The 18976-nt window shown below is 65.8% G+C and carries 10 protein-coding genes; 3 read left to right on the top strand and 7 right to left on the bottom strand.

The window, feature by feature from the left end:
• Positions 1 to 63: 63 nt before the first annotated feature.
• The gene (gene uvrA, locus FHX47_RS02110) at positions 64 to 2964 is read right to left on the bottom strand and encodes an excinuclease ABC subunit UvrA (RefSeq protein ID WP_246327973.1); all 2901 of its coding nucleotides are present in this window, start codon (positions 2962 to 2964) and stop codon (positions 64 to 66) included.
• 217 nt (positions 2965 to 3181) lie between these two features.
• Between uvrA and FHX47_RS02105 the strand changes: the two genes are divergently transcribed.
• Genes FHX47_RS02105 through FHX47_RS02095 form a run of 3 tightly spaced genes read left to right on the top strand, consistent with a single transcriptional unit; the run spans position 3182 to position 7796 of the window.
• Positions 3182 to 3865: an MBL fold metallo-hydrolase gene (locus FHX47_RS02105; RefSeq protein WP_183357222.1), complete on the top strand. Its 684-nt coding sequence runs from the start codon at positions 3182 to 3184 to the stop codon at positions 3863 to 3865.
• Positions 3866 to 3891: 26 nt separating this feature from the next.
• On the top strand, positions 3892 to 6486 hold the full coding sequence (locus FHX47_RS02100; RefSeq protein ID WP_183357820.1) for a DUF3516 domain-containing protein: 2595 nt from the start codon (positions 3892 to 3894) through the stop codon (positions 6484 to 6486).
• On the top strand, positions 6483 to 7796 hold the full coding sequence (locus tag FHX47_RS02095) for an alpha/beta fold hydrolase (RefSeq protein WP_183357221.1): 1314 nt from the start codon (positions 6483 to 6485) through the stop codon (positions 7794 to 7796). Before FHX47_RS02100 ends, FHX47_RS02095 begins: the two co-directional genes overlap by 4 nt.
• Positions 7797 to 7897: 101 nt before the next feature.
• On the opposite strand, the gene uvrB is transcribed toward FHX47_RS02095, so the two are convergent.
• The 6 genes from uvrB to polA form a co-directional block, all read right to left on the bottom strand.
• The gene (uvrB, locus tag FHX47_RS02090) at positions 7898 to 10033 is read right to left on the bottom strand and encodes an excinuclease ABC subunit UvrB (protein ID WP_183357220.1); all 2136 of its coding nucleotides are present in this window, start codon (positions 10031 to 10033) and stop codon (positions 7898 to 7900) included.
• A 61-nt stretch (positions 10034 to 10094) separates the two neighbouring features.
• Entirely contained in the window at positions 10095 to 10712 is a 618-nt protein-coding gene (gene coaE / locus FHX47_RS02085) for a dephospho-CoA kinase (protein WP_221205962.1), read from the bottom strand.
• 108 nt (positions 10713 to 10820) lie between these two features.
• The gene (locus tag FHX47_RS02080; RefSeq protein WP_183357219.1) at positions 10821 to 12611 is read right to left on the bottom strand and encodes a BCCT family transporter; all 1791 of its coding nucleotides are present in this window, start codon (positions 12609 to 12611) and stop codon (positions 10821 to 10823) included.
• A 183-nt stretch (positions 12612 to 12794) separates the two neighbouring features.
• Positions 12795 to 14312, bottom strand: a complete 1518-nt coding sequence (gene rpsA, locus FHX47_RS02075) for a 30S ribosomal protein S1 (RefSeq protein WP_183357218.1) — start codon at positions 14310 to 14312, stop codon at positions 12795 to 12797.
• A 269-nt stretch (positions 14313 to 14581) separates the two neighbouring features.
• Positions 14582 to 15961 carry a GNAT family N-acetyltransferase gene (locus tag FHX47_RS02070; protein ID WP_183357217.1) on the bottom strand — a complete coding sequence of 460 codons (1380 nt, stop codon included), beginning with the start codon at positions 15959 to 15961 and terminating at the stop codon, positions 14582 to 14584.
• A 178-nt stretch (positions 15962 to 16139) separates the two neighbouring features.
• A complete protein-coding gene (gene polA / locus FHX47_RS02065; protein WP_343064267.1) occupies positions 16140 to 18947 on the bottom strand; it encodes a DNA polymerase I in 2808 nt (935 codons plus the stop codon).
• Between the last annotated feature and the right edge of the window lie 29 nt (positions 18948 to 18976).

Raw genomic sequence — 18976 nt, 5'->3', positions numbered from 1 at the left:
GTGGTCTCAGGTGTCCCCGGTGCAGTGCTCACTTGGTGGAGTCTAACAATTCCGGCACATTCCTCAGCTGAGCGCCGGCGCCAGGAACCGGCCGGTGTGCGAACCGGTGCTCTGGTGCTCGGCGGCCACCTGCTCGGGAGTGCCCTGGGCGACGACCAGTCCCCCGCCGGATCCGCCCTCGGGCCCCAGATCCAGCAGCCAGTCGGAGGACTTGATGACATCCAGGTTGTGTTCGATGGTGACCACGGTGTTGCCCTTGTCCACCAGACCCTGCAGCACGGCCAGGAGCTTGCGGATGTCTTCGAAGTGCAGCCCGGTGGTCGGCTCGTCCAAGACGTAGATGGAGCGGCCGTTGGAGCGCTTCTGCAGCTCGGAGGCGAGCTTCACCCGCTGCGCCTCACCGCCGGAGAGCGTGGTGGCGGCCTGACCGAGCCGCACGTAGCCCAGCCCGACCTCGACCAGGGTGTTCAGGTGCCGGGCGATGGGTGCGAAGGCGGCGAAGAAGTCTGCCGCCTGCTCGATGGGCATGTTGAGCACTTCGGCGATGTTCTTGCCCTTGTAGCGGATCTCCAGGGTCTCGCGGTTGTAGCGATCCCCTTGGCAGACCTCGCAGGGCACGTAGACATCGGGCAGGAAGTTCATTTCGATCTTCAGGGTGCCGTCGCCGGTGCATGCTTCGCAGCGTCCGCCCTTGATGTTGAAGCTGAACCGTCCGGGCTGGTAGCCGCGCGCCTTGGATTCGTTGGTGGAGGCGAAGAGCTTACGAATGTGGTCGAACACCCCGGTGTAGGTGGCCGGGTTGGACCGTGGGGTGCGGCCGATGGGGCTCTGGTCGACTTGGATGATTTTGTCCAGGTGATCTTCGACGCCGTCGATCCGGCGGTGGCGGCCGGGCACCTGGCGGGCGTTGTTGAGCTTATTCGCCAGGGCCTTGGCCATGATTTCGTTGATCAGCGTGGACTTTCCCGAACCCGAGACCCCGGTGACGGTGAGGAACACCCCCAGCGGGACGTCGACGCTGACGTTGTCTAAGTTGTTCTCCTCGGCCTCCACGATGCGCAGCATGCGATCAGCGTCGACGGCGCGGCGCTGCTGCGGCACGGCGATGACTCTGCGGTTGGCCAGGTAGTCGCCGGTGATGGAGTTCTGGTTCTCGTACAGACCCGCGACGGAGCCGGAGTGGACGATGTGTCCGCCGCGCTCCCCCGCCCCGGGCCCGATGTCTACGATCCAGTCAGCCTTGGCGATGGTCTCCTCATCGTGCTCAACGACGATGAGCGTGTTGCCCAGATCCCGCAGCCGGGTCAGGGTCTTGATGAGCCGGGCGTTGTCTCGCTGGTGCAGTCCGATGGAGGGCTCGTCGAGCACGTAGAGCACCCCCACCAGTCCGGAGCCGATCTGGGTGGCCAGCCGGATGCGCTGGGCCTCTCCGCCGGAGAGCGTGCCCGCGGCCCGCTCCAGGGTGAGGTAGGTCAGGCCGACGTCGAGCAAAAACTGCAGCCGGGCGTCGATCTCCTTCAGCACCTGATCAGCGATCTTGGCATCACGGCCGCTCAGCTGCAGTGCGGCGAAGAACGCTGCGCAGTCCTCCAGGGACAGCCGGGCCACATCGGCGATGGAGCGGCCGTTGACCAGCACGGACAGCACCGCCGGGTTCAGCCGCTGACCGTCGCACCCCGGGCAGGGGATCTGGCGCATGTACTGTGCGTAGCGGTCGCGGGCGTTGTCCGACTCGACCTCTGAGTGCTTGTGCTCAATGTGGGAGAGCACACCTTCGAACCCGCTGGTGTAGCGGCGCTCGCGGCCCCACCGGTTGCGGTAGGAGACTTTGACCTTGAAGTTGCGCCCGTGCAGAAGCGCCTTCTTGGCTTTGGCGGGCAGGTCCTTCCACGGGGTGGTCATTGAGAAGTCGAGCTCCTCGGTGAGCCCGCTCATCAGCCGCAGCCAGTATTTCTTCGTCTCCACCCCCATGGCCCAGGGAGCAATGGCGCCCTCGTTGAGGGAGAGCGTGTCATCGGGGACCACCAGGTCCGGATCGACCTCCAGCCGCGATCCGATCCCGGAGCAGACCTCGCAGGCGCCGAAGGGCGAGTTGAAGCTGAAGGTGCGCGGTTCGATCTCGTCAATGGGCAGCGGGTGCTCATTGGGGCAGGCGAGGTTCTCGGAGAAGCTGCGGTACTTGGGGCCGGTCAGCCCCTCCGGCACACGGTCGGGATTCGCGGGCTCGCCCGCCTCGTCGAAGTCGACCAGGTCGATGAGCACCCGACCATCGGCCTGCTTCAGCGCCGTCTCCACGGAGTCGGTGAGCCGCTGCTGGATGCCCTCGCGGATGACCAGGCGGTCGATGACCACTTCGATGGAGTGCTTGTACTGCTTCTCCAGAGTGGGCGGGTCGTTGAGCTGAATGAGTTCGCCGTCGACCAGCGCGCGGGAGAACCCTGAGCCGGCCAGCTCCCGGAAGAGGTCCTTGAACTCCCCCTTGCGGTCACGGACCACCGGGGCCAGCACCTGGAACCGGGTCTTCTCCGGGAAGGCGAGGACCTGGTCGACGATCTGCTGAGGGGTCTGCCGGTCGATCACCTCACCGCACTGCGGGCAGTGCGGCACACCGATGCGCGCCCAGAGCAGGCGCAGGTAGTCGTGGATCTCCGTGACGGTGCCCACGGTGGAGCGCGGGTTGCGGCTGGTGGACTTCTGGTCGATGGAGACCGCTGGGGAGAGTCCTTCGATGAAGTCGATGTCCGGCTTGTCCACCCGGCCCAAGAATTGGCGGGCGTAGGCGGAGAGCGACTCCACGTACCGGCGTTGGCCCTCGGCGAAGATGGTGTCGAAGGCCAGCGAGGACTTCCCGGACCCCGAGAGGCCGGTGAACACGATGAACGCATTGCGCGGCAGCTCGACGCCGACGTTCTTCAGGTTGTGCTCGCGGGCGCCCTGGACCACGATGCGGTCCGCCTCTGCCAGGCCGACGGCGGCGGCACCGTTCTTACCGGGCTCCTCCGCGGACCCGGCGCGGTAGTAGTCGTCGACAGATTCGATCACGGGGGCAGACGTCTCAGGCACGCGCCTCATTCTACGACCGAACCCTGACTCGAACAAGTGTTCGAGGTCACGATCGAGGGGCACATTCACCGCTTCGTGGCCTATGAGTGAGTCCGCGCCTCGGCATACACTGGAACCCATGGCCCCGGAAACATCCTTGATCTACGACCTGCCCGCAGTCACCGTACGGCGCATCGCAGTGAGCGAGATGAGCAACAACGTCTACCTGCTCACCGCCAAGAAGTCGGGGGTCCAGGTGCTCATCGACGCCGCCGATCAGCCTGACACCGTGGAGGCGATGCTGACCGCCGCCACCGAAGACACCCCCTGCTCCCCCGGTCTGCGCGCCGTGCTCACCACCCATCAGCATTGGGACCATATTCGCGCCCTGCCGCAGCTGGCGAGCACGCGGGGGGTGGACACGCAGGGGGTGGAGCTGGCCGCCGGCGCCGAGGACGCCGCAGCGATCGAATCGGCCCAGGGGGTGAGCATCCACCGACGGCTGCAGCACGGTGAGACCCTCCAGTACGACGGGATCTCTCTGGATGTGATCCACCTGCGTGGTCACACCCCCGGCTCAGTCGCCTTCGTCTACCCGGTGGAGGACGGCCCAGCCCACATCTTCACCGGGGACGCGCTCTTCCCCGGCGGAGTGGGCAAAACCTGGAGCAGCGAGGACTTCTCCTCACTGATTGACGATGTGGAGACCCGGATCTTCGACGAGTACGACGACGACACCATCATCCACCCCGGTCACGGGGCGCCGACCACTCTGGGTGAGGAACGGCCGCAGCTGAGCCAGTGGCGCGAGCGCGGCTGGTGAGCCCCAGCACGGCAGTCGCTGCCCCCATACTTGAGGTCCCCGAGACGGCCGCGTGGCGGCCGCTGGCCCCGGAAGAGCTCTTCGAGGCGTTCAACGCCTGGGTCAACGCCCGCGGTCTGCAGCTCTACCCGGCGCAGGAGGACGCGGTTGCCGAGCTGGCCGACGGGCATCACGTGATCATGTCCACCCCCACCGGTTCGGGGAAGTCCATGGTGGCGCTGGCCGCTCACTTCTTCGCCCTGACCCGCGGTGAGCGCAGCGTCTACACCGCCCCCATCAAAGCGCTGGTCTCCGAAAAGTTCTTCTCCCTGGTCGAGGTCTTCGGCGCAGCGAATGTGGGCATGGTGACCGGGGACTCGTCGGTCAACGCTGAGGCGCCCATCATCTGCTGCACCGCGGAGATCCTGGCTAATGAGGCGCTGCGTGAGGGCGCAGACGCTGATGTGGGCCCGGTGATCATGGATGAGTTCCACTTCTACGCCGACCCGCACCGCGGCTGGGCCTGGCAGGTGCCGCTGATCGAGCTTCCGCAGGCGCAGTTCCTGCTGATGTCAGCCACCCTGGGCGACACCAGCTCGTTCCAGCGCCAGATCGCCGAGCGAACCGGCCGCGACGTCGTCGTCGTCTCGTCGGCGTCTCGTCCGGTGCCGTTGAGCTACCAGTATTCCACCACGACCCTGGTGGACACGTTGGAAGAGCTGGCCGAGACCCAGCAGGCACCGGTGTATGTGGTCCACTTCTCCCAGCGGGCCGCGGCAGAGAGTGCGGCGGGGCTGATGAGCCTGAAGCTGCTCTCCAAGGCGGAGCGTGAGCTGCTGGGTGAGCAGCTGAAGACCTTCCGCTTCGCCAAGGGGTACGGTCAGACGCTCTCGCGGCTGCTGAAGTCCGGCGTCGGAGTCCACCACGCGGGCATGCTGCCCAAATATCGCAGGCTGGTGGAGCAGCTGTCCCAGCAGGGGCTGCTGAAAGTCATCTCCGGAACCGACACGCTCGGGGTGGGCATCAACGTGCCCATCCGCACAGTGCTGCTGACCGGACTGTCCAAGTATGACGGGATCCGGGTGCGCCAGCTCAATGCGCGCGAGTTTCACCAAATCGCCGGACGCGCCGGACGCGCCGGCTTCGACACCGAGGGCACTGTGGTGGTCCAGGCGCCCGAGCATGTCATTGAGAACGAGTCCGCGGCCCGCAAGCTAGCCGCCAAGCACGCCGGTGACGAGGCCAAACTGGCCCAGGCGATGAAGACCAAGCCCAAGAAGAAGCCGCCCGAAGGGTTCGTCTCCTGGAGCGAGAAGACCTTTGAGCGGATCATCGACGCCTCCCCCGAGCCAATGGTGTCGCGGATGCAGGTCACCTACGCCATGGTGCTGCACCTGCTCAACCGCCCGGACAACACGATTCTGGCGGCGCGGCGGCTGATCACCAGCTCCGATGAGACCCCGGCCCGCCAGGCCCAGCTGCAGCGCCGGGCGCTGCAGATTCTGCGTGAGCTGCTGGCCGCCGGTGTGCTGGAGCGGCTGGATGAGCCCGACGCCGATGGCCGCACCGTGGATCTGCAGGTCGAGCTGCAGGACGACTTCGCCCTGAACCAGCCGCTGGCGCCCTTCGCGGTGGCCGCCCTGGACCTGCTGGACCCGGAGTCCGAAACCTACGCGCTGGATGTGATCAGCGTCATCGAATCGATCCTGGAGACCCCGCACCAGGTCACCGGGGCGCAGGTGAGGAAGCTCAAGGGCGAGCGGATCGCTGAGTTGAAGGCCGAGGGGGTCGACTACACCGAGCGGATGCGGATCCTCGACGAGATGACCCACCCGCAGCCGTTGGCCGAACTGCTTCAGCAGCAGTTTGAGGTCTACCGGGCCGCGGCCCCCTGGGCCGGAGACCACGAGCTGGCGCCCAAATCGGTGGTGCGCGACATGATCGAACGCGCCTTCACCTTCGTCGACGCGGTAAACTTCTACGGCCTGGCCCGCAGTGAAGGGGTGCTGCTGCGCTACCTCTCCGACGCGTACCGCACACTGAGCCGGACCGTGCCCGCCACACAGGTCAGCGAGGAGCTGGAGGACCTGATTGAGTGGCTCGGCGAGGTCATCCGGCAGACCGACTCCTCGCTGCTGGAGGAGTGGGAACGCCTGGCGGCCGCTGATGACCCGCAGAAGCTCGCCGAACTGCAGCGCGAGCAGAACGAGGCCGCACCGCAGGCTCCGCCCACCGGCATCAGCGGCAATGAGCGCGCGTTTGGGGTGCTGATCCGCAATGCCATGTTCCGCCGCGCTGAGCTCTTCGCCAATGAGCGGGAGGAGGCGCTGGCGGCGTTGGAGCGGGAGCACTCCCCCACCTCGGAGTTCGCTTCGCCGGACCGCTGGGCCCAGGCCCTGGATACGTTCTTTGACGAGTACGACGACGTCTACACCGACGCGAAGGCACGCAGCGCCGAACACTTCCGGTTGGACAAGAACCCGACCGACCGGCCGGACTTCTGGCACGCAGTCCAGGTGCTCGACGACGACCAGGGAAACCACGACTGGGTGATCAGTGCCTGGGTCGACCTTGCCGCCTCCGACGAGGCCGAGGCTGCTGTGATCGCTGTCGACCACGTAGGAGAGCTGAAGGCTCTATGACTGCCTCACGTCAGCTGATCGACGGCACCCGCATCACCGATCACCGCGTCAGCGTTCCGCTGAACTGGGCAGAGCCCGAGGGTGAACAGATCACTGTTTACGCCCGGGAGTTCGTCGCCGCTGAGGCGCTTGCTGAGGGCGAGCCCCACGTGCAGCAGCTGCCGTACCTGCTGTTTCTGCAGGGCGGCCCGGGTGGGAAGGGCAACCGTCCGCCGAAGCTTTCCGGCTGGATGGCCGAGCTGGGCAAAGACTTTCGGATCATCATGCTGGACCAGCGCGGCACCGGCCTCTCCACCCCGCTCAATCGGCAGTCCCTGACATCGCGCGGCTCGGCTGCTCATCAGGCCGCCCACCTGCGCCGCTTCCGGGCCGATTCCATCGTCGAGGATGCCGAGGCGCTGCGCGCCCAGTTGGGCATCGCGTCCTGGACCGTATTCGGGCAGAGCTTCGGTGGGTTCTGCACCTTGACCTACCTGTCCTTCCGCCCCCAGGGGATGAACCGTGCGCTGATCACCGGTGGTCTGACGCAGCTGACCGGGCACGCGGACCGCGTCTATCAGCACACGTATCAGAAGGTCGCCGCCCGCAATGCGGAGCACTTCACTCGGTTTCCCGAGGACCGGGACACGCTCGACGCGGTCGTCGCCCACCTGCGGGAGAACGACGTGCGGCTGCTGGACGGCTCTGCGCTGACCGTGGCCCGCCTGCAGCTGCTGGGTCTGCTGCTGGGCGGAAATGCGAAGGCCGATACGCTGCACTACCTGTTGGAGGAGGCCTTCATGGGTCCGGAGAGGACCCAACTGTCGGACACGTTCCTCGCCGCGGTGGGCCAGCACATCTCCTTCGCTTCCAACCCGCTGTATGCGGTGATGCATGAGTCCATCTATGGTCAGCCTGCCGAGCTCGCTGGCGGCCGCGGAAGCACTGATTGGGCTGCCCAGCGGGTCCGCGACGAGTTCGCCGAGTTCTCTCCCGAGGCGGCATCGCCGCTGCTGCTCGGCGAGATGATCCTCCGTGAGCACGTGCAGCTGGACCCAGTGCTGGAGCCGCTCTTCGAAACGGCCAATGAAGTGGCCGCCATCGATGACTGGGCCCCGCTCTATGACCTGGACCAGCTAGCGCGCAACACGGTGCCCGCGGCCGCTGCGGTCTATACCGACGACGTCTTCGTCCCCCGTGAGCTGGCCCTGGAAACTGCTGAGCGAGTGCGCGGACTCAGCGTCTATGAGACCGATCAGTTCCACCACGACGGCATCAGCGACGACGGCCCCGCCATCCTGCGCGAGCTGCTCTCCCGCACTGAGTTCTGATCGATCAGGCCGTGGTCTGAAGTCACCAGTGTCCTATGGCTGCGGCACGTCCTCATCTGCGGTGCGCGGTCGAGCGTCCGTGCACGTCTGACAACTGTCGCCTACTGCGCCGCCTGGATTGCCCGCAGCTCGCGTTTGAGGTCGCCGAGCTCGTCACGCAGCCGGGCGGCCAACTCGAAGTTCAGCTCCTCTGCGGCCCGGTGCATCTGTTCGGTGAGCTGGGCGATCAGATCCTCAGTGCTGGCCGCAGGGGTCTGCGCCGCCAGGCTCTCCTGGCCGGCGTCCGGGTCCGTGGCCTCGGCGTCGTCGTCCTTCTGCAGCGCGGTGAGACCGCGGTGGCCCTTGCCGTATTGGAACCCGGTAGCAAGACCGCCCATCCCCTGCAGCAGGTCGGCGGTGTCAGCGTCCTCGCGGGCCAGCTGGTCGGTGATGTCGGCGATGCGCTTCACCAGCGGGGTCGGGTCGATGCCGTGCGCCTCGTTGTAGGCGATCTGCTTCTCCCGGCGCCGGTTCGTCTCATCGATGGCCCGCCGCATGGAATCGGTGACCTTATCGGCATACATGTGCACCTGCCCGTACAGGTTGCGCGCGGCACGGCCGATGGTCTGGATCAGTGAGGTGGTCGAGCGCAGGAAACCTTCCTTATCGGCGTCGAGGATCGCCACCAGGGAGACCTCGGGCAGATCCAGGCCCTCACGCAGCAGGTTGATGCCGACCACCACGTCGAAGGTTCCCTGGCGCAGTTCGCGCAGAATCTCGATGCGCCGCAGCGTATCCACATCGGAGTGCAGGTACTCCACCTTGACCCGGTGCTCCAACAGGTACTCGGTGAGGTCCTCCGCCATGCGTTTGGTCAGCGTGGTCACCAGCACCCGCTCCCCGCGCTCACTGCGGGCGCGGATCTCCTCCAACAGGTCATCGATCTGGCCCTTAGTGGGTTTGACCACCACTTCAGGGTCCACCAGCCCGGTGGGGCGGATGATCTGCTCCACCGCGCCGTCGGCCTGCCCGAGCTCGTAGCTGCCGGGAGTGGCGGACATGTAGACGGTCTGGCCGATGCGGTCCAGGAACTCATCCCACTTCAGCGGCCGGTTGTCCATGGCCGAGGGCAGCCGGAACCCGTGGTCCACCAGCGTGCGTTTGCGCGACATATCGCCTTCATACATACCGCCGATCTGCGGGATGGACACGTGCGATTCGTCCACGATCAGCAGAAAATCGTCTGGGAAGTAGTCCAGCAGGCAGTGTGGGGCGGAGCCGGCTTCGCGGCCGTCGATGTGCCGGGAGTAGTTCTCGATGCCGTTGCAGAAACCCATCTGCTGCATCATTTCCAGGTCGTAGGTGGTGCGCATGCGCAGCCGCTGAGCTTCCAACAGCTTGTCCTGGGACTCCAGCTCCTGCAGCCGCTCGCGCAGCTCGTCCTCAATGGTGGTGATCGCCTTGGCCATACGGTCGTCGCCAGCCACATAGTGGCTGGCGGGGAAGATGTACATCTCATCCTCCTCACGCACCACGGTGCCGGTGAGCGGGTGCAGCGTTTGGATCGATTCGATCTCGTCGCCGAAGAGCTCGATGCGCACCGCGAGCTCCTCATACATGGGGATGATCTCCACGGTGTCCCCGCGCACCCGGAAGGTGCCGCGGTGAAAGTCGGTGTCGTTGCGCACGTACTGCATGGCCACGAAGCGGCGCAGCAGCTCATCGCGGTCAATCGTCTCTCCGCGCTTGACCGGCACCATCTGGGCGATGTACTCCTCCGGGGTGCCCAGACCGTAGATGCAGGAGACCGTGGCCACCACCACCACGTCGCGGCGGGTCAGCAGTGCGTTGGTGGCCGAGTGCCGCAGCCGTTCCACCTCGTCGTTGACCGAGGAGTCCTTCTCAATGAAGGTGTCCGTCTGCGGGACGTAGGCCTCCGGCTGGTAGTAGTCGTAGTAGGAGACGAAGTACTCCACGGCGTTGTTGGGCAGCAGTTCGCGGAACTCGTTGGCCAGCTGCGCGGCCAGCGTCTTGTTCTGGACCATCACCAGTGTGGGACGCTGAACCCGTTCGATCAGCCAGGTCGCCGTCGCGGATTTGCCGGTGCCGGTGGCGCCCATGAGCACCACGTCCTTCTCTCCGCCCTCGATCCGTTCGGCGAGCTCCTCGATCGCTTGGGGCTGGTCGCCGGAGGGGCTGAACGGGCTCTCGACCCTGAAGGGTGCGACCGTCCGCGAAATCTTCGGCGCAAGACTCATCGTTGGCTCACTTCCCGTCTGCTTGGTGTGGGTCGGGTCCCCGGCTCACTGACCTGCCAGTCTACGCGCTCGCCTTCGAAGCTCTGTTCGACAGTGTGCTCCACAGCCGGTCCACCTGCTCGTGCAGTTCCTCCAGGGTGCCGGAGTTGTCCAGCACGACGTCGGCTGCCGCGGACCGCTGTTCGTCGCTGGCCTGGGCGCTGATGCGGGATTCGGCATCGGCCCGGCTCATGCCGCGGTTCTCTGCCATGCGGCGCACCCGCTGCTCGTGGGGCGCCTGAACCACGACGACGACGTCGAACCTCTCCTGCTGACCAGTCTCGACCAGCAGCGGAATGTCTTCGACCACGATGCGTCCCTCACCGGCGGCTTCACGCAGCTGCGTCGCCGCTGCCCGCACCCGGGGGTGGATGATGGAGTTGAGCGCCGCCCGGGCGTCGTCGTCGTTGAACACCTGCTCCCCCAGGGCCGGGCGGTCCAGGGCACCCTCCTCGGTGATGACGTCCTGGCCGAACTCGGTGTGGATCTCGGCCAGTCCTTCGGTGCCCGGTGCCACGACCTCACGGGACAGCTCGTCGGCGTCGATCACGATCGCGCCGTGCTCAGCCAACCGCTGCGAGACTGCGGATTTCCCTGAAGCGATGCCGCCGGTCAGCCCGACACTGAGAATTCGGCTCATTCTTCGATCCTATGTCCGAAGATGCCCGCGCCGAAACTGACAATCGGGAGCGGGTTTCCCACTCCTGCTGACGGTTTCGGCGCGGGCATCCGCGCAGCGTGGCCTCAGTCAGGTGCGCGGTGGGTCGTCCCGGTGGGGGTTGGCCTGATCCACCACGGGAATCTCACCGGTGCGGATGCGGTACTCAGTGACCACTTCCGGCTGTTCGACGTGCTCCACCTCCGGGGCGTTCTCCGGTTGGGAGCCCTCGGCGTAGTCAGGCGCCACCACTGCCGTGGCCAGCGTGTCGTCGTTCTCATACATTCGCCGCTCGTACTCCTCCGGCGGCAGGGTCTGCAGCCAGCGGCGCGTGCGCAGGCTGCCGAGTTCTCCGGCGTCCTCGCGCATCGCTCGGGACAGGTTGAACATGATGAAGTACCCGAGGATGAAGAACGGCAGGCCGAAGACCAGGGCCACGTTCTGCAGGGCCGTCAGTCCGCCCTCGCCCGTGGCGGTCAGCAGCAGTGCCGCGATCAGGCCGATGGACACCGACCAGAACGCACGCTGATGCAGCGGGGCGAATCCTTCAAACCCGTTGCACATGTCATCGAGGACCAGCGAACAGGAGTCCATGGAGGTGACGAAGAAGATGCCGACCAGCATGACCGCAATGGAGGAGGTCAGAGTCGCCAGCGGGAATTCCGCGAGGAAGGCGAACAGTGCGGTCTCCACGCCGTCGTCGATCACCGTGTCCACCAGGCCGCCGTCGCCGTTGAGTTCGATGTCGAAGACGCCGGTGCCCCAGACGCCGAACCACACGATCGTAAACAGCGTGGGAAGACCCAGGACCCCGGTGACGAACTGACGCACTGTGCGCCCGCGGGAGATCCGGGCGATGAAGATGCCGACGAAGGGTGCCCAGGCAATGGTCCACGCCCAGTAGAAGATGGTCCAGCCTTCCTGCCAGCCGGTGGATTCCAAGGTGTCGTTCCAGAACCCCAGCTCCGGCAGCATGGTCAAGTAGACGCCGGCCCACTCGAACATGCCGCGCAGCAGGTACACCGTGGGACCGGTGACCAGGATGAAGAGCAGCAGTGCCATGGCCGTCCAAATGTTGAAGTTCGACAGCCGCTTAATGCCCTTCTCCACCCCGAGCACCGAGGAGATGGTCGCAATCAACGTGACCACAGCGATGATGATGATGAAGGACCAGGCACTGTCGGGCACGCCGAGCAGCTGCGCCAAACCGGCGTGGATCTGCATGGTCCCCAGGCCGATGGACACTGCCACACCGAAGATCGTGCCCACGATCGCGAACACGTCGATCGCTTTGCCGATGGGGCCGTGGATGCGGTCGCCGATCAGCGGCTGGAAGAGGGAGGACACCCGCGGGGGAAGCTTGCGCTTGTAGATGAAGTAGGCGAAAGCCAGACCCGGCAGGGCAAAGATGGTCCAGGTGTGCAGCCCGAAGTGGAAGAGCGTGAAGCCCATGGCTTCACTGGCCGCCTCCGTGGTGCCGCCCTCGATCCCTTCCTGGGCGCCGCGCGGTGGATTCGCAAAGTGGTTGGCCGGTTCCGCCACGGCCCAGAACATCAGAATGGTGCCGATGCCGGCGGCGAAGAGCATGCCGAACCAGGTGATGTCACTGTGCTCGGGCTTCTCCTCGTCATCTCCGAGCTTCATTCGGCCGAAGCGTCCCACCGCCATCCAGATCAGGAAGAGCAGAAAGATGGTCACCCCGGAGGTGTAGAACCAGCCCATATTGTCGTAGAGCCAGCCCGAACCCGCTCCCCAGAAGTTGCCCATTTGGGTCGGGATGACCAGTGTGACGATGACGAAAACGGCGATGATGGCCGCTGAGACGAAGAATACGACCGGACTCGTGCGCAGCCGGAACAGGTCGTGGACCTTATGGAGCATGAGATTCCTCTCGGTGTCGGCACGGGCCGGATTCCGACCCTCAACGGTGCTTTACCGTAAGCATGATCACACCCCAAATGCAACAGAAACCGCCGATCAACGTAGGATCAGGCGGTTTCTGCTGGATTTTTTCAGTTATTCATCACACGAGGCGGGGCAATTCCCCGCGGTCGGAGTCGGAATCTACTTGCCTCCGGTGAGCTTCTCCCGCAGAGCGGCCAGCGCCTCGTCGGAGGCCAGCGTTCCGCCGTCCTCCTCCGCAGCCGGAGTGGAGGAGTAGTTGGAGGGGGCAGCCTCAGCCGGCTTGCGGGCGGGGCTGCTGCTGGAGGATGAGCCGCCGGAGACGGACGCCTCGGCAGCGGCCTCAGCATCAGCTTCCACAGCCTTGCGGACCTGCTCCTTGTGCGCCTCCCAGCGCTCCTGAGCGGCGGCGTACTGGGCCTCCCAGGCAGCGCGCTGGTCCTCGTAGCCTTCCATCCACTCGTTGGTCTCCGGGTCGAAGCCCTCGGGGTACTTGTAGTTGCCCTCGTCGTCGTACTCGGCGTCCATGCCGTAGAGCGCGGGGTCGAAGTCCTCAGCGTCGGGGTCGACACCCTCATTGGCCTGCTTCAGCGACAGGCTGATCCGGCGGCGCTCCAGGTCGATGTCGATGACCTTGACGAAGACGCCGTCGTTGACGGAGACGACCTGTTCGGCCAGGTCCACGTGGCGCACTGCCAGCTCGGAGATGTGCACCAGCCCCTCGATGCCGTCCTCGACGCGCACGAATGCGCCGAAGGGCACCAGCTTGGTGACCTTGCCGGGCACGATCTGGCCCAGCGCGTGGGTGCGGGCGAAGGTCTGCCACGGGTCTTCCTGAGTGGCCTTCAGGGACAGCGAGACGCGCTCACGGTCCATGTCCACCTCAAGCACCTCGACGGTGACCTCCTGGCCGACGTCGACGACCTCGTTCGGGTGGTCGATGTGCTTCCAGGACAGCTCGGAGACGTGGACCAGACCGTCGACGCCGCCGAGGTCCACGAAGGCACCGAAGTTGACGATGGAGGAGACCACACCGGTGCGCACCTGACCGCGCTCGAGCTTGTTGAGGAAGCTGGAGCGGACCTCGGACTGAGTCTGCTCCAACCATGCGCGGCGGGAGAGGACCACGTTGTTGCGGTTCTTATCCAGTTCGATGATCTTAGCTTCGAGCTCCTGGCCGATGTAGGGCGCCAGGTCGCGGACCCGACGCATCTCCACCAGGGAGGCGGGCAGGAACCCGCGCAGGCCGATGTCCAGGATGAGGCCGCCCTTGACGACCTCGATGACGGTGCCGGTGACCACACCCTCTTCGTCCTTGACGCGCTCGATGTCGCCCCAGGCGCGCTCGTACTGGGCGCGCTTCTTGGACAGAATCAGCCGGCCTTCCTTGTCCTCCTTCTGGAGGACCAGGGCCTCGACTTGATCGCCGACGGCGACGACTTCGTCCGGGTCCACATCGTGCTTGATGGACAGTTCGCGGGACGGGATGACGCCTTCGGTCTTGTACCCGATGTCCAGGAGGACCTCGTCACGGTCGACCTTGACGATGCTGCCTTCAACCATGTCGCCGTCTTCGAAGTACTTCATCGTCTCATCGACGGCTGCCATGAACTCTTCTGCGGTTCCGATGTCGTTGACGGCAACCTGAGGGGCACCGGGTGCTGTTGCGGTGGTGGTCATGTAGTAGGGGCTCCGATATGGATAGTTTTCGTTGGGTCAGTGCACGATTGGTTGAGCACTGAGCGATGGACAAACGTACAGCGCTTGAGCGCACACGAGGTGTTCGCGTACATTCGAGCGGGATCTGTAGCAGACGTCAGGTTCAGCACCCGTAGGCACTGGAACCCGCTCTGTGCGCAGAACGCGCCGTTTCAGTCTATACTGCCGGGCCAACGTGATTCAACTGCGCACACGTGGCTCAGCCCGCTCAGCCGGTGCTGCACCCCCCCTCAGAAGTGAGTGGCGCAGAAGGGGGCTGTGGCCAGGTCGAAGGTGGCGGCGAAGGCGCCCCAGTCGGCGTGGTCGCCGGCGGTGATCCGGCCTGCGTCGCGCATAGTCAGCACCGAGACGTCGCCGAGGTAGAGCGATCCCAGGGTTTCCACATCGAGGGTGAAGTGCTGCGGCGTCGTCGCGCTCTGTGTGCTGGTGACTTGGGCGATGCCTCCCGATACGGAGACCGTGAAGGTGCCTGCGGCGATGCCCAGCGGATCGGTGAGGCTCAGGCTGAACTCGCCGTCGGAGCTCCACGCCCGGGCCTCCAGTGCCGCGACCGGGTTGAGAATGCGCACCCAGAGCATGTCCTCCACACCGGTAATGCTCCAGGCGCGAGCATTGGTCAGCGCGTGCGGGGTCGGGTCCTGCACCGGTGCGCGCAGCGTGGCCCGCTCGACAGTGTCCAGTCCGCCCAAATAGCGCCACAGCTCCCGGCGGCTGATCTCGCTGCGAACGATGAGGTCGCCCACGGCGATCGTGCTGGGTTCGGTCTCCCACCCCCGATGGGAGTAGGTGACATAGCCGCCGATGGTGCCGTCCTCCAGCACGTGCACGGCCGCTCGCAGGTTGCGGTTCCAGCCGCCGCGCTCCTGCGGGTCCCACTGTGCGGAGCGGGACTTCCAGTACCAGGCCTGGCGTCCCAGGGAGCCGCGGGTTGAGGTGTGAAAGTCTGCGAACACCTCTTTGATCGTGGACTCAAGTTTGGTGGGGTCAACCATCAGCACCTGACCTTCGGCGCCGGCGCGCAGCTGCAGCCGGTCTGCGGCACTCTGCCCCAGATCCACCTGAACTTTGGCGTCACGGGTGGCGACGCCGAACCCGAAGCGACCGTAGATGCTGCCCTCGCTGGCTGTGAGCACCGTGACAGCAAGGCCCTCGGCCACCGCCCGGTGCAGCGAATCAGTCATCATGTGCTTCAGGATCCCGCGCCGTCGGAAGCTGGGGGTCACGGTGACTCCGGTGATCAGCCGGGCCGGCAGCGGCTCGGCCCCGCCGGCGTTGAGCGTCTTGTCGTAGTCGACGAAGGTGCCCACCGGATGCTCGTAGCTGAAGCCGACCTGCTCCAACGCCTCACCCCACGGTTCCAGGGCGGCGAAGCCGGGGGCGAGGTAGACGCCGTACATGCGCTGCTGATCCTGCATGAACAGCTGTGCCTCGCGGGCCGTCTGCTGCTCAGTCAGCCACTTTTCGTAGAAGTTGAACTCCACGGTGCGGGTGAAGGCCGCCGTGGCGGCATCAGCCCGCTCGGCCTCCATCCCTGGGGAGAAGCTGCGGCTGGCCAGCCCCTCGGCCAGAGGGGCGACGTCGGGCATCTGGGGCGCGTAGTCAGAACTCACCCGTTCAGCCTAAACCGTCGGCGAGGTCATGGCCCACAGTCCCGTCTCCTGCAATCGCAGCGCTTCTGCCCGATCGTGGGGCTCCAGCTCCACGATCAGGCAGAAGCTCGACGATTCGGCGGAGGGTGATCCAACGGAGCCCGGGGCAGAACCCCAGCGGGGGCCGGCGCCCGCGAACTCAGTGGGCGGCGTCGTGCCAGGATTCGCCGACGCCCACGTGCACATCCAGCGGGACGGTGAGATCTGCGGCCGCACCCATCTTCTCCACCAGCATGGCCTCGACCTGCTGCTGCTCCCCCGGGGCGACTTCCAGCACCAGCTCATCGTGGACCTGCAGCAGCATCCGCGAGCGCAGTCCGGCTTCCCGCAGGCCCGCGTCGACGTCGATCATCGCGCGTTTGATGATGTCGGCCGCCGAGCCTTGGATCGGCGCGTTGAGGGCGGCCCGCTCAGCCATCTGACGCAGCTGGCGGTTGTCGCTGACCAGGTCGGGCAGGTAGCGCCGACGACCGTAGATGGTGGAGGTGTAGCCGTCCTGCTTGGCCTGGGCGACGATGTCGCGCAGGTAGTCGCGTACGGCGCCGAAGCGTTCGAAGTACTCGTTCATCAGTTCACGGGCCTCGTCGACGCCGATGCCCAGCTGCTTGGAGAGCCCGAAGCTGGAGAGCCCGTAGACCAGCCCGTAGCTCATGGCTTTCACCTTGGAGCGCTGCTCGGCCGTGACCTCATCGGTGCCGACTCCGAACACCCGAGACCCCACGAAGCTGTGCAGGTCCTCGCCTTCGAGGAATGCGCTGATCAGCTCCTGGTCCCCGGAGAGGTGAGCCATGATGCGCATCTCGATCTGTGAATAGTCCGCAGTCAGCAGCGTCTGGAAGCCCCGGTCGACGACGAAGGCGTCGCGGATCTTGCGACCGGCGGCGGTGCGCACCGGAATGTTCTGCAGATTCGGGTGCAGCGAGCTCAGCCGCCCAGTGGCGGCCACCGTCTGCGCGTAGGTGGTGTGGATGCGGCCGTCGTCGCCGATCGCCTCGATCAGCCCGGTGACGGTTTGGCGCAGCTTGCTGGCGTCGCGGTGGTTCATCAGGTGCACCAGGAACTCGTGCTGTGTTTTGGTCAGCAGCTCCTGCAGCGTCTCCACGTCGGTGGAGTATCCGGTCTTGTTCTTCTTCACGCCCTGGGTCGGTAGCTGCAGCTCATCGAAGAGCACCGCCTGCAGCTGCTTGGGTGAGCCCAGGTTCACCTCACGGCCGGCGGCGGCGTAGGCGGCCTCCGCGGATTCGGTGATGGAGCGTTCGAACTCGGCGTCCAGCGCCTCCAGGCGCTCTCGGCTGACTGCAATGCCGGTCAGCTCCATCTGCAGCAGAATCTCGGCCAGCGGGATCTCCAGCTGGTGCAGCAGGTGCTCAGCCTTGCGGTCGATCAGCTCGGCGTGAAGCGTGGTGGAGAGAGTGTGCAGCAGCGTGCCCTGCAGCGCGGCGCGGGCCAGGTCCTCCTCGGTGACACCGGGGGTCACATCGTGGCCGTTGAACAGGTCCAGCTGGCCGCCGTCGGCGTCGTTGCCCTCGCGGAACTTCTCACCGCCGATGTAGTCGCCGGGATTGGTGGAATGGCCCAAGTACTGGGTCGCCAGGTCGGCGAAGGCGAAGTTCCGGCGGTCCGGCTGCACCAGGTAGCCGGAGATCAGGGTGTCCTCCGCCGCTCCGCGCAGGCTCAGGCCCCGCCAGGTGAGACGCTTGCCGCCGTCCTTATAGTCGTGGACCAGCTTGGCCGCGTCCGGATCGGCCAACCACTGCGCCAATGCGGCCTCCACCTGCGCATCGGCATCGGCCAGAGCGACAGCCAGCGCGGTGACCGTCTGCTCGTCGTCACTGCCCGGTGGGGTCAGGACGACGGCGAGCGCTTCGGCCACTCGGCCGGCGTCGTCGCGCTTGGCTTTGGTGGACAGCGATTCGTAGGCGCGGTCCAGGCACAGGGTCACGCTGATGGGCGCGTCCTGGTGGGCAGCGAAGAACTCGGTGAGCTGCCGGGACTCCGCGACCAGGCGCACCTGCGGAAGGGTCTCGGTGGGCTCGGCTGCCAGGTCGGCGTCGGGGAAGCGTGCGGAGAACGTGTCGAAGAGTCGGTCGCGGATCTGGTTGAACTGCAGCGCGTCGAACAGCGGCTCCACGGCCTCGCGATCCGGCGCGGTGAGCACGCACTCGTCGATGTCGGTAGGCAGGTCGAGGTCTGTGACCAACCAGTTGAGCTCCAGATTGCGCTGCACGTTCTCAAGCGCGGCCCGCAGGTTCTCTCCGACCTTGCCCTTGATCTGATCGGCGTGCTCGATGATTCCGTGGGCGGATCCGTACTGCGCGATCCATTTCGCCGCCGTCTTGGGCCCGACCTTCGAGACTCCGGGCAGATTGTCGGCGGATTCGCCCACCAGTGCCGCCAGGTCCCGGTACTTCTCCGGCGGGACCAGGTATTTCTCCTCCACGCCGGCCGGGTCGAGGCGGACGGTCTTGGTGATGCCGGTGGTGGGGTAGTCCAGGTGGGTGTTCTCGCTGACCAGCTGCAGGGCATCGCGGTCACCGGAGACGATCAGCGTCTGCCACCCCGCCGCAGCGGCGCGGGTGACATAGGTGGCCACGATGTCATCAGCCTCGTAGCCCTCCATTGTCACCGCGGGGATGTTCATGGCGGCGGCGACTTCTTTGATCAGGTCGATCTGTCCGGAGAACTCCGGCGGCGTTTTGTCCCGGCCGCCCTTGTACTCGTCATACGCCTGATGCCGGAAGGTGGGGGTGTCCAGGTCGAAGGCCAGCGCAACATGGGTGGGCTGCTCTTCGCGGATGAGCTTGAGCAGCATGTTCGTGAAGCCGTGCACCGCGTTGGTGTACTGGCCGGAGGTGGTTTGGAAGCTCTCCGTCGGCAGCGCGTAGAACGCGCGGAACGCCATGGAGTGGCCGTCGATCACCAGCAGCTTATTGCCCTCAGTAGTCACCCACACACCTTATCGCCTTCAGCCGGGCG

Origin of the sequence: Garicola koreensis, from assembly GCF_014195445.1 — a bacterium.
GTDB classification, from domain to species: Bacteria; Actinomycetota; Actinomycetes; order Actinomycetales; family Micrococcaceae; genus Nesterenkonia; species Nesterenkonia koreensis.
This window is presented reverse-complemented; position numbering and strand designations above follow the sequence as displayed.

What these genes read in the sequence shown, in the direction of transcription:
- FHX47_RS02080 (WP_183357219.1), bottom strand. Translation starts at nt 12,611, where the DNA reads ATGCTCCATAAGGTCCACGACCTGTTCCGGCTGCGCACGAGTCCGGTC.
- FHX47_RS02105 (WP_183357222.1), top strand. Translation starts at nt 3,182, where the DNA reads ATGGCCCCGGAAACATCCTTGATCTACGACCTGCCCGCAGTCACCGTA.
- FHX47_RS02095 (WP_183357221.1), top strand. Translation starts at nt 6,483, where the DNA reads ATGACTGCCTCACGTCAGCTGATCGACGGCACCCGCATCACCGATCAC.
- coaE (WP_221205962.1), bottom strand. Translation starts at nt 10,712, where the DNA reads ATGAGCCGAATTCTCAGTGTCGGGCTGACCGGCGGCATCGCTTCAGGG.
- rpsA (WP_183357218.1), bottom strand. Translation starts at nt 14,312, where the DNA reads ATGACCACCACCGCAACAGCACCCGGTGCCCCTCAGGTTGCCGTCAAC.
- uvrB (WP_183357220.1), bottom strand. Translation starts at nt 10,033, where the DNA reads ATGAGTCTTGCGCCGAAGATTTCGCGGACGGTCGCACCCTTCAGGGTC.